The following is a 10807-nucleotide window of genomic DNA, read 5'->3' as shown; positions in this document are numbered from 1 at the left end:
GGATTAACCCATGTCTCGCGGAGAACTGCGAATCTATCTCGGGGCCGCCCCCGGGGTCGGCAAGACCTACGCCATGCTCGAGGAAGCCCACCGCCGCAAAGGCCGGGGCACCGATGTCGTGGTCGGTTTCGTCGAAACACACGGACGCGAGCACACCGCCGAGATGATCGGCGACCTGGAAGTGGTACCCAGAAAGGAAATGCAGTATCGAGGGACCGCTTTCACCGAGATGGACACTGCCGCCATCATCGCCCGGCATCCCCAGGTGGCTTTGGTCGACGAGCTCGCGCATACCAACGTGCCAGGTTCCCCGCATGTCAAGCGGTGGCAAGACATCGAGGAGCTGCTCGCAGCGGGGATCACCGTTCTGTCCACATTGAACATTCAACACTTGGAGTCGCTGAACGACGTCGTGCAAACCATCACCGGCGTCCCGCAACGCGAAACCGTTCCAGACGCGATCGTGCGCCAGGCCGAGCAGGTCGAGCTGGTCGACATGACGCCGGAAGCGTTGCGGCGACGGATGGTGCACGGCAACGTCTACCGCCCGGAGAAGGTTAATGCGGCGCTGGGCAATTACTTCCGGATCGGCAATCTCACCGCCCTGCGCGAGCTGGCGCTGTTGTGGCTGGCGGACAAGGTGGACGATCAGCTTGACCGGTACCGCGCCGAGCATCATATAGACAAGACCTGGGAAGCGCGGGAACGTGTCGTCGTCGCGGTGACCGGCGGTCCGGAGGGCGAGACCCTGGTGCGCCGGGCGGCGCGCATCGCGGACAGGGCGCGCGGTGCCGATCTGATGGCCGTGCACGTCACCCGAAACGACGGTCTGGCCGGGGCCGACCCGGCGCTGCTGGCGCAGCATCGGGTGTTGCTGGAGAGCATGGGCGGCACCTACCACGAGGTGGTGGGATCGGACGTTCCCAAGGCGCTGCTGGATTTCGCCCGCAGCGTCAACGCCACCCAGCTTGTGCTCGGCGCGAGCAGGCGGGGCAGGTTCGCGCAGATCTTCTCCCGGGGCGTGGGTGTCACCACCACCGCGGAGTCGGGGTCGATCGACGTTCACCTGGTCACGCACGCCGAGGTCAATCGGGGCCGGCGCCTTCCGGCCGGCACCGCCAGCGCCCTGTCGCCTCATCGGCGGCTGGCCGGCTTCGCCTTGGCCCTGCTCGGTCTGCCGCTGCTGACGCTGTTTCTGGCCACCGTCGGGGAACTCAACCTGACCAGCGATGTGCTGCTGTTCCTGCTGGCCGTGGTCATCGTCGCTCTGGTCGGCGGGCTCTGGCCGGCGGTCGTGGCCGCGGTCGGCGGATTTCTGTTGCTGAACTATTTCTTCACCCCACCGATCAAACAATGGACCATCAGCGAACAGGAGAACCTGCTGGCGCTGGTGGTGTTCGCGGGTGTCGGCATCTCGGTGGCAGCGGTGGTGGACCTCGCCGCGCGGCGCACCCGCGACGCCGCCGCGGCCCGGGCGGAGGCGCAAATCCTGGCCACCATCGCCGGAGGAGTGTTGCGCGGGGAAAGGCCTTTGCTGGCGTTGCTGCAGCAGCTGCGGGAAACCTTTCAGCTCACCTCGGTCACTCTTCTTCAGCGGGTACCAGACGCAGCCAAGACCGTGGAGATGCGCCACGATCCCGGTTGCTGGTACATCGCCGAGTCGGTGGGCCAGCCCACCGCCGAAGCGCCCGGGGCCGGTGACGCCGACGTGCCCATCGGTGAGGACCTGTCGCTCGTCCTGAACGGGCCACCGCTGGCCGCATCGGACCGGCGCATCCTGGAAGCCTTTGCCGCTCAAGCGGCCACGGCCTTGCGTCAGCAGCGCCTGGCCCGGGAAGCGGCCGCGGCCAAGCCGCTCGCCGCCGCGGACAAGATGCGCACCGCGCTGCTCGCCGCAGTCAGCCACGATCTGCGAACGCCACTGTCGTCAGCGAAGGCCGCCATCACCAGCATGCGCAGCACCGAAGTGGACTTCGACGAGCACGACCGGGCCGAACTGCTCGCCACCGCAGACGAATCGCTGGACCGGCTTTCCGGGCTGGTGGCCAACCTGCTGGACATGAGCCGGCTGCAAGCCGGTGTCCTCGGGGTGTCACTGCGGCCGATCGGCTTGGAGGAAGCCGTCCCCCACGCGCTTGACGAAATCGGCGAGGACGCCCGCGCTGTACGCATGCAGATCGCGGCGGACCTGTCGGCGGTGCGCGCCGATCCCGGCTTGCTGGAACGGGTTCTGGTCAACCTGATCACCAATGCGCTGCGGTTCAGTCCGCCCGGACAGCCGCCGCTGCTGTCGGCGAGCGAACATGGTGGACGTGTCGAGCTACGTGTCAGCGACCACGGGCCAGGAATCCCCGAGGCCGATTGGGACAAGGTTTTCCTGCCATTCCAACGGCTAGGAGATCGCGACAACACCACCGGCGTGGGCCTGGGTCTGGCGTTGGCCCGGGGCCTGGCCGAGGCGATGGGCGGCACCCTGACCCCGGAGACCACCCCGGGCGGCGGACTGACCATGGTGCTGTCCTTGGAACAGGCGGAAGGAACCGGTACATGACGAAGGTGCTGATCGTCGACGACGAGCCGCAAATCCTGCGCGCGCTTCGCATCAACCTGCGCGCCCGCGACTACGACGTGCAGACGGCCGCCGATGGTGGCTCGGCGCTGGAAAGCGCGGCCGCCTACCTACCCGACCTCATCGTCCTCGACCTCGGCCTGCCCGACATGGACGGCGTCGAGGTCATCCGGCGGGTACGCGGCTGGACCGACGCGCCCATCATCGTGCTCTCCGGGCGGGCCGGAAGCGAAGACAAAGTCAAGGCCCTCGACGCGGGTGCTGACGACTACGTCACCAAACCATTCGGCGTCGACGAACTGCTTGCCCGGATGCGGGCCGTCACCCGCCGCCATGCCGGCCAGGCCGCCACGACTGTGCTCATCGGCCGGCACTCGGTCGACGTCGCCAACCATCTCATCACCAGCACCGAGGGTGGTGAAGGGACGCGCCTGACCCCCACCGAGTGGCACCTGCTGAGTCTTCTGGTGCGCAGCCCCGGCAAGCTCATCAGCCAAAAGCAACTCCTGCACGATGTGTGGGGCCCGCAGTACGCATCGGAAACCAATTACCTGCGCCAGTACATGGCGCAACTGCGCCGGAAACTCGAGCCCGACCCGGCCCACCCCCGCCAGTTGCTGACCGAGCCGGGCATGGGCTACCGCTTCCTGGCCAACCCCTGAATCGGCTATCGGTTTTGCGAGCGACCGGCGGTTGATCATAATGGGCGGCATGATCACCCCCATCCCGGCAGTGAAGAAAGCAGCGTGGATCGAGGTCTACTTCGACCTGGTCTTCGTCCTGGCGATCGCGCAGGTGTCCCATGTGGTGGCCGACCATCCGGGATGGGCCGGGCTGGCGCAGGGTCTGGGCCTGTTCGCGGTGTTGTGGTGGACCTGGATCGGGTTCGTCGTCTTCTACAACCGTTACGGCGACGACCGTTCGGCATGGCAACGCCTTGCGCTGATCGCGGCGACCGTCCCGTGCGGGCTGGCGGCGGTGGCATTGCCCGCCCTCATGGATGGTCACCGGGTGGCGTTCACCCTGAGCCTTGCCGCCGCCCGGGCACTGCTTGCGGTCATGAACGCGGTGCAGGGGCGCGACCTGTCCAGACGCATCGCGTCCGCTTACGGGGCGTCGGCCATCGCGTTGGTGGTGTCGCTGCTGCTGCCCAGCCCGTTGTGGTGGCTGCTGTGGGCGGCCGTGATCGTCAGCGAGTCCCTCGCGGCGTTCGCCGCGGGCAAACCCCGCCGCCTCTCCGCCGAAGAGCAGGCGGACACGGGCAAAGACTGGCGCAAAAGCCTGCGGCTGCTCAAGCCGACCGATCCGGAGTACGCGCTCAACGTGCCGCATCTAGCCGAACGGCTCGGCCTGTTCATCATCATCCTGCTCGGTGAGGTCGTGGTGACGGCCGGGCAGGCGGCAGTGGCGCACGGCGACCTGTCGTGGCCGGATGCCGCCGGTGTGCTCGTTCTGGCCGGCGCTTTGTGGTGGACCTATTTCGACGCCGTGGCGCGCACCTACGAGCGACTGCTGGAAATGTCAGGCGGGGCACCGGAAATTGCGCGATCGGTCTTTGGCGCCGGGCGAATAATTCCCGCGTTCGCCATCGTCATGATCGCCGCAGGGTTGCGGGTGCTGCTGCTGCCCAACCCCGCGGTGGCCGGATACTGGTTGGTCAGCTGCGGCATCGGTACCTATCTGCTGGGGATGCGGATCGACTTCGACAAAGCGACCTGGGCGAGGCTGGCGCTTTTCATGCTCAGTTTCCCGCTTGGGCTGCTCGGCAACGTGGTTAATGTCCACGTGTTCATCTGGCTGATGGGCGCGTGGATGGCGGTGTGCGCGTATGCCGCGAGCACGGGCAGCCGTGCGCTGCAGTCACAAATCGTTGCCAGCCAGCCTTGAGCGTCTCGCGCGAGGCGCGCCCAGCCCGATGCCACCGGCGGCGGGCCGGATAATGTGCCGCTGGAGGACACCGATCATGCGGTGGCCCACCGCTCGGGCGGAGGAATGGTAATGGCCGGCAATCACCCACAGGCCGAGACGAATCACGACCGCGGGGTAAGCGATGTCGTGCGGCTGGCAGTGATCGTCGCCGCCCTGGGCGTGGTGTTCGGCGACATCGGCACCAGCCCGATCTACACCATTCAGACGGTGTTCAACCCGGCCGATCCCCATCCGGTGCCGGTATCGGTCGACAATGTCTTCGGTGTGGTCTCCACCATCTTCTGGTCCGTGATGATCATCGTGACGGTGACCTACGTACTTCTGGCCATGCGGATAGACAACCAGGGTGAAGGCGGCATCATGGCGCTGATCACCCTGCTGCGGCAGTGGGCTTCGGGCACCGGCAAGCGGGCGGCCGTGACCCTGGCCGGACTGGGCATCTTCGGCGCCGCGCTGTTCTTCGGCGACAGCATGATCACCCCGGCGATCTCGGTACTGTCCGCAGTGGAGGGCATCAAGGTCGTCAACCCGGCCTTCGCAGACGCGATCATCCCCATCACAGCGGTGATCATCGTGGCCCTGTTTCTGGTGCAGCGGCGCGGAACTGCGGCCGTGGGCAAGGTCTTCGGGCCGGTGATGATCGTCTGGTTCACCACCATCGGCGTCCTGGGTGTCGTGGGCATCGCCACCCATCCGGACATCCTCAAAGCCCTGTCACCGCTTTACGCGCTGAAGTTCCTGGCCGGCAACTTCGGGGTCGCGTTTTTCGCGCTGGCCGCGATCGTGCTGGCCATCACCGGCGCCGAGGCGCTGTACGCCGACATGGGTCACTTCGGCCGCAAGGCCATCGCACGAGGATGGCTGTTCCTCGTGCTGCCCGCCTGCGCATTGAGCTACATGGGCCAGGGCGCGCTGATCCTCGAAGACCCGGCCAACATCAGCAGCCCCTTCTTCCTGCTCGCCCCGGGCTGGGCGCGGCTGCCGCTGGTACTGCTGGCCACCGCCGCCACGGTGATCGCCTCGCAAGCGGTGATCACCGGCGCGTTCTCGGTCGCGGCGCAGGCCGCACGATTGGGTTATCTGCCCAGACTGCGGATCGCGCACACCTCCGAGTCGACGATTGGCCAGATCTACGTACCGTGGATCAACTGGCTGCTGATGACCTCCGTGCTGATCCTGGTGTTCGCCTTCCGCAGCTCGGCGGCGCTCGCCTTCGCGTTCGGCATGGCGGTCACCGGAACTATCACCATCACCACGACACTGTTCCTCTATGTCGCCCACCTGAAGTGGAAGACACCGGTGTGGCTGCTGGCTATTGGCGCGGTCATCCTGCTCGGCGTCGATCTGCTCTTCCTGGCCGCCAACCTGACCAAGATCCTGCACGGCGCCTGGCTGCCGCTGTTGATCGCCATTGTCGCCTTCACCATCATGATCACATGGCAGCGTGGGCGTGAGCTGGTCACCGCTCGCCGTCAGCAGCGCGAAGGCTCACTGAGCGAGTTCGTCGCCAAACTGCGTGACGGCAAAGCCCTGATCCGCCGCACGCCGGGCACCGCCGTGTTTCTCAACCGGGGCAAGGCAACCGCGCCACTGGCGTTGCGGGCCAACGTGGAACACAACCGGGTCCGCCACCAGCACGTCGTGATCCTGTCGGTGCAAACCGAACCGATGCCGCGAGTGCCGGCCGAGGAAAGGCTTATCGTCGACGACCTCGGCCACGCCGATGACGGCATCATCCATGTGACGGCGCGCTTCGGCTACATGGAAAACCCTGACGTGCCGGCCGCGCTGCGGATGCTGGACCCAGCCCAGACCGAGGGGCGCCTCGACCTCGACGACGCCTCCTATTTCCTTTCCACCATTGAATTGCGCAGCGGCCCCGACGCCTCGATGGTGCCGTGGCGCAAGCGGCTGTTCGTGGCCACCTCACACATCACCGCCGACGCCGCCGAACACTTCGCCCTGCCGCGCGACCGCACCATCATCATGGGCTCTCACATCGAGGTTTAACGACTTCAGCTAACTACCTTGAATAAATTAAGATCATCTAGTTGAGATGTTAAAAAATTCAAGGTAGAAATTAAACCAGTCGCACGCTGGACCCACCATACCCATCGGCCTACCTCGAATACCCTAGTACCTTGACAGTCACAGTAGTGCGAGCTACGGTGTAGCTCAGGAGGTGAGGTATGAGCACGAACAAGGTCACATCTGACCTGCTACGGGGGAACACCGACACGATGATCTTGCGGTTGCTGACGGAGGCAGACCGTTACGGCTACGAGATCGTCAAGCTGATCGGCGAACGATCAAAGGGCGAGTACGAGCTCAAGGAAGCCACGATGTACTCCAGCGTCCGGCGTCTGGAAGCCGATGGCGACATCACGTGGTACTGGGGCGACGAATCCCAGGGCGGAAGACGCAAGTACTTCCGGGTAACCGAAAAAGGCCACGCGACTTACGCGCACAACAAAACCACCTGGGCGTACGCCAAACGCGTACTGGACACGCTGCTGTAAGGGGAAACCACGATGAACAACAGGCTGAACGAATACATCGACGGCATCTTCGCCACCTACGAGGGCACCAAGAGCGTCGGTGAGCTCAAAGCTGATCTGCTCGCCGACCTGCAGGAGCGATATCGCGAGCTGCTGGCCGAAGGCAAGGACGAGGAGACCGCTTTCGAGATGACCGTCGACAGCATCGGCGACATCGAGGAGACGGTGCAGGAGGTGTCGCAACTGTCTCGGGTGCTGGAGCGAAAGGTCGTGACCCGATTCGATTCGACCGACCTGCGGGGAAGCGACTTCGCCGGTGTGGTGGCGCGGGACGGAAAGTTCAGCACCAGCGCGCTGCGTGGCTCCAATTTCGCCAACGCGGATCTGACCGGTGGCAAGTTCAAGAGCAGCGACCTGGCCGAGGCGAACTTCGACGGCGCCAACCTGACCGACGCGGTCATGACCACCTCCGAGCTGAAGGGTTCCAGCTTCCACCGAACCCGGTTGGTGCGCACCGACTTCAGCATCTCCGGTCTCGAAGGAGTCCGCTTCGCCGACGCGGTGTTGATCGATGTCGCGTTCCGCAAGACCGACCTTCGCCACACCATCTTCGAGCGCTGCACCTTCACCGGCGTGGACTTCTCCATCTCCGATCTGAGCGGCCTCAACTTCGACGGGGCGTCCTTCACCGGGGTGAAGTTCGACCGGGCAGGGCTTGAGGGCGTGTCGATGCGAGGGGCGATCCTGCGCGACTGCTCCTTCCGTGGCTGGAGCAAGAAGTACTACCGGGCCTTGGCCACTGTGAACTTCGAAGGGGCGCGCATGGACAAGCTGACCTACGCCGCGCTCAAAGGCTTCGGCGTTGCCCCCGCCAACGTGACTGTCGAATAAGGAGAGAGCGACACATGAAAACCCCACCCCTCGCCATCCAAGTCAGCGGATTGCAAAAGTCTTACGGCAAACTCGAAGTCCTCAAAGGCGTGGACTTCTCGGTGGCCAGCGGGAGCATCTTCGCGCTGCTCGGCTCCAACGGAGCCGGCAAGACCACCGTTGTCCGCATCCTGTCCACTTTGCTCAAACCAGATGGCGGAACGGCAACAGTCAACGGATTCGACGCGGTGGCCAAGCCGGAGCGGGTTCGGGAGTCGATCAGCCTGACCGGGCAGTTCGCCGCGGTCGACGAGATCCTCACCGGCCGGGAGAACCTCATCATGGTCGCCAAGCTGCGGCTGGTACCCAATCCTGGCACCGTCGCCGACGACCTGCTGGCACGGTTCGGCCTGTCCGATGCGGGAGGACGCCGAGTAGCGACCTATTCCGGTGGCATGCGCCGCCGCCTCGACATCGCCATGAGCCTCATCGGCGACCCGCCGGTCATCTTCCTGGACGAGCCGACCACCGGGCTTGACCCGGAAGCCCGCCTCGAAGTGTGGCACGAGATCCAAAGCCTGGCCGGCAAAGGAACGACGATCCTTCTCACCACCCAATACCTGGAAGAGGCCGAAAAACTGGCCGACCGCATAGCCATCCTGCACCAGGGCATCATCATCGTCTCCGGCACTCTGGCAGAGCTACGTCAGCTCCTGCCGCCCGCAAAGGCCGAACTGGTCGAACGTCAGCCCACCCTGGAAGAGATCTTCCTGGCGATCGTCGGAAACAAGGAAGGAGCGCGGCGATGAGCGCACATGTCATCAGCAACACAGGGGTAATGCTCGGCCGGTCCATCCGGCACGTCACCCGCAGCATGGACACCATCATCACCGTCACCATCATGCCGATCGCGTTCATGCTGTTGTTCCGCTACGTGTTCGGCGGTGCCATCCAGACCGGCACCGACAACTACACCAACTATCTGATGCCCGGGATTTTGCTCATCGCCATCGCCAGTGGCATCTCCTACACGGGCTTCCGGTTGTTCAACGACATGCAAAGCGGCATCTTCGAACGGTTCCACTCCATGCCGATCGCACGATCGTCTGTCCTATGGGGACACGTGCTGACCTCGGTGGTGTCCAACGCCATCTCGGTGGTCGTCATCATCGCCGTCGGGCTGGTGATGGGATTCCGTACCTCGGCGGGAATCCTCGACTGGCTCGCCGTCGCCGCGATCCTGGCGATGTTCACCCTCTCCCTGACCTGGGTTGCGATGATCGCGGGGCTGGCGGCCTCCTCCACCGACGGTGCGACCGCCTTCTCCTACCCGCTCATCTTCCTGCCCTTCATCAGCTCGGCCTTCGTCCCCACCGAAACCATGCCCGGACCGGTGAAAGCCTTCGCCGAGAACCAGCCGGTCACCTCCATCGTCAACGCCCTGCGAGCCTTGTTCGAGCAGCAGCCCGTCGGCAATGACATCTGGATCGCCCTGGGCTGGTGCGCCGGCATCCTCATCGTCGCCTACGCGTTCGCCATGAGGGTGTACCACCGCAAAGTCGCCTGAGCCACAAGGGAAGCGGGCCGCCCGAGAGCACTCGGGCGGCCGGCCGTGACAGTGACGAGAGTGTCCGAAACGGACAGTCGACATCGGTGACCCGTGAGCCGTCGCGGCCCGCGGGGACAGTCTGGTTGGAAACGGCAGTGGCGTTCGTGTGCAAGCAAACGCGGCTCGGAGCTGCGTTTCGGTCTCGGCGACCACCGTCGGGAGGTCGGGTTAGCAGGAGCAGTTGCCGCTGCCGCAGCCGGATGCGCCCGCGGCGACGGCTTTTGCGGCTTGGCGGCGGCGGTGCCACCACCACATGCCCAGGGCGGCAGCCGCCAGCAGCGCGGCGACGGCGAGCAGGGTCTTCTCCAGGATCGCGGCTCCTGCGCCGGTCACCAGTCCGGCGGCGATCAGTAGTGGGATGGCGCAGCAGGCCGCGCATGCGAGCGCGGCGAGCCCGCCGGTTATCTTGCTGCGTTTGGGTGGGCTGTTGTCTTGTCCGTGTGCCGTCTGCTGCGTGGCAGGTGTGGTCATTGTGGTGTGGGTCCTTCGGGTTGGGCCAGTCCGGCAAACGGCATCGGGCAATCGGCGCAGGTGCAGTTGGTGAGGCTGTCGCAGCGGGCGGCGATCAGCTGGGTGAGGGCTTGGCGGATGGTGTGCAGGTGGGCGATCTTTTGGTCCACTTCGGTGAGTTTGGCGGCGGCCCGGTGTTGAAGGTCGCGGGTGGGGTGACGGCGGCGGCCGGTGGCGAGCAGCTCGGCGACCTCGTCGAGGGTGAACCCGAGTTTCTGGGCGGCTTTGATGACGGCGAGCAGGGTGACCGTGTCGGCCGGGTAGGTGCGGTGTCCGCCGGGGCTGCGGGCGGGTTCGGCGATCAGGCCCCGGCGTTCGTAGTAGCGCAAGGTTTGGATGTTGACCCCGGCCTGTTCGGCGACCTCACCGGTACGCAGCCCGCCCTCATTGTTCACGGCCGGCCTCCGGCGCTGGCTTGCATCAGCTCGCCTTTCCTGATGCGGCAAGGGTTTCCGCCCGCTCGGCCAGGGCCGCCAGCACCGCGATGTGCGCTGCGGGTACCTCCACGTCCAGGGTCAGCCGGCCGTCGGCTGTGCCCGGAACCGGTGTGGTGGTGAAGGTGAAGAACGAGCAGCACTCGGTCTCCCGGGCGGTGAGATTGCGCACCGTGGCCTCCAGCCCGGCGGCCCCGGCCAGGTGCAGGCGAATCTGGACGGGGCTGATCCGGTCTAGCGACGTCAGGCCGGTGAATAGGTCATCGAACTCGGAGAGCCGCAGCGGCCGGTCTGCGGTCGGCAGGGTGCACGCGTCGGGCGCCCAGGCCGGCGGCAGGTTCGGTGTGGTCATGACCCCACGGTAAACCTGTACCTAGGTACAGGATGC

11 protein-coding genes are annotated in these 10807 nt (G+C 65.5%); 8 read left to right on the top strand and 3 right to left on the bottom strand.

Annotated features, from left to right (window positions below):
- Positions 1-10 precede the first annotated feature (10 nt).
- From Rhe02_RS08535 to Rhe02_RS08500, 8 genes are all read left to right on the top strand, one after another.
- Positions 11-2551: a DUF4118 domain-containing protein gene (locus Rhe02_RS08535; protein WP_203907546.1), complete on the top strand. Its 2541-nt coding sequence runs from the start codon at positions 11-13 to the stop codon at positions 2549-2551.
- Positions 2548-3231 (top strand): response regulator, encoded by a 684-nt coding sequence (locus Rhe02_RS08530; protein ID WP_203907545.1) that lies wholly within the window; start codon positions 2548-2550, stop codon positions 3229-3231. Before Rhe02_RS08535 ends, Rhe02_RS08530 begins: the two co-directional genes overlap by 4 nt.
- Positions 3232-3280: 49 nt before the next feature.
- Positions 3281-4456 (top strand): low temperature requirement protein A, encoded by a 1176-nt coding sequence (locus tag Rhe02_RS08525; protein ID WP_203907544.1) that lies wholly within the window; start codon positions 3281-3283, stop codon positions 4454-4456.
- A gap of 111 nt (positions 4457-4567) precedes the next feature.
- On the top strand, positions 4568-6508 hold the full coding sequence (locus Rhe02_RS08520; RefSeq protein WP_203907543.1) for a potassium transporter Kup: 1941 nt from the start codon (positions 4568-4570) through the stop codon (positions 6506-6508).
- Positions 6509-6687: 179 nt separating this feature from the next.
- A complete protein-coding gene (locus Rhe02_RS08515) occupies positions 6688-7017 on the top strand; it encodes a PadR family transcriptional regulator (protein WP_203907542.1) in 330 nt (109 codons plus the stop codon).
- A gap of 12 nt (positions 7018-7029) precedes the next feature.
- Positions 7030-7887: a pentapeptide repeat-containing protein gene (locus Rhe02_RS08510; protein ID WP_203907541.1), complete on the top strand. Its 858-nt coding sequence runs from the start codon at positions 7030-7032 to the stop codon at positions 7885-7887.
- A 14-nt stretch (positions 7888-7901) separates the two neighbouring features.
- Positions 7902-8675 carry an ABC transporter ATP-binding protein gene (locus Rhe02_RS08505; RefSeq protein WP_203907540.1) on the top strand — a complete coding sequence of 258 codons (774 nt, stop codon included), beginning with the start codon at positions 7902-7904 and terminating at the stop codon, positions 8673-8675.
- Entirely contained in the window at positions 8672-9433 is a 762-nt protein-coding gene (locus Rhe02_RS08500; RefSeq protein WP_203907539.1) for an ABC transporter permease, read from the top strand. Before Rhe02_RS08505 ends, Rhe02_RS08500 begins: the two co-directional genes overlap by 4 nt.
- Positions 9434-9643: 210 nt before the next feature.
- On the opposite strand, the gene merT is transcribed toward Rhe02_RS08500, so the two are convergent.
- From merT to Rhe02_RS08485, 3 genes are read right to left on the bottom strand one after another with little or no spacing between them, the layout of a single operon-like run.
- Positions 9644-9946, bottom strand: coding sequence for a mercuric ion transporter MerT (gene merT / locus Rhe02_RS08495; RefSeq protein ID WP_203907538.1), 303 nt, complete (start codon positions 9944-9946; stop codon positions 9644-9646).
- Positions 9943-10380 (bottom strand): MerR family transcriptional regulator, encoded by a 438-nt coding sequence (locus Rhe02_RS08490; RefSeq protein WP_203907537.1) that lies wholly within the window; start codon positions 10378-10380, stop codon positions 9943-9945. The genes merT and Rhe02_RS08490 overlap by 4 nt, the downstream gene beginning before the upstream one ends.
- A 25-nt stretch (positions 10381-10405) precedes the next feature.
- Positions 10406-10771: a hypothetical protein gene (locus tag Rhe02_RS08485; protein ID WP_203907536.1), complete on the bottom strand. Its 366-nt coding sequence runs from the start codon at positions 10769-10771 to the stop codon at positions 10406-10408.
- Positions 10772-10807: the final 36 nt, after the last annotated feature.

Source organism: Rhizocola hellebori (genome assembly GCF_016862955.1).
In the GTDB taxonomy this organism is placed as follows: Bacteria; Actinomycetota; Actinomycetes; order Mycobacteriales; family Micromonosporaceae; genus Rhizocola; species Rhizocola hellebori.
Note: the sequence above shows the minus strand (reverse complement) of the source record. Positions and strands in the feature narration are given on the sequence as shown.

What these genes read in the sequence shown, in the direction of transcription:
- Rhe02_RS08535 (WP_203907546.1), top strand. Translation starts at nt 11, where the DNA reads ATGTCTCGCGGAGAACTGCGAATCTATCTCGGGGCCGCCCCCGGGGTC.
- Rhe02_RS08530 (WP_203907545.1), top strand. Translation starts at nt 2,548, where the DNA reads ATGACGAAGGTGCTGATCGTCGACGACGAGCCGCAAATCCTGCGCGCG.
- Rhe02_RS08525 (WP_203907544.1), top strand. Translation starts at nt 3,281, where the DNA reads ATGATCACCCCCATCCCGGCAGTGAAGAAAGCAGCGTGGATCGAGGTC.
- Rhe02_RS08520 (WP_203907543.1), top strand. Translation starts at nt 4,568, where the DNA reads ATGGCCGGCAATCACCCACAGGCCGAGACGAATCACGACCGCGGGGTA.
- Rhe02_RS08515 (WP_203907542.1), top strand. Translation starts at nt 6,688, where the DNA reads ATGAGCACGAACAAGGTCACATCTGACCTGCTACGGGGGAACACCGAC.
- Rhe02_RS08510 (WP_203907541.1), top strand. Translation starts at nt 7,030, where the DNA reads ATGAACAACAGGCTGAACGAATACATCGACGGCATCTTCGCCACCTAC.
- Rhe02_RS08505 (WP_203907540.1), top strand. Translation starts at nt 7,902, where the DNA reads ATGAAAACCCCACCCCTCGCCATCCAAGTCAGCGGATTGCAAAAGTCT.
- Rhe02_RS08500 (WP_203907539.1), top strand. Translation starts at nt 8,672, where the DNA reads ATGAGCGCACATGTCATCAGCAACACAGGGGTAATGCTCGGCCGGTCC.
- merT (WP_203907538.1), bottom strand. Translation starts at nt 9,946, where the DNA reads ATGACCACACCTGCCACGCAGCAGACGGCACACGGACAAGACAACAGC.
- Rhe02_RS08485 (WP_203907536.1), bottom strand. Translation starts at nt 10,771, where the DNA reads ATGACCACACCGAACCTGCCGCCGGCCTGGGCGCCCGACGCGTGCACC.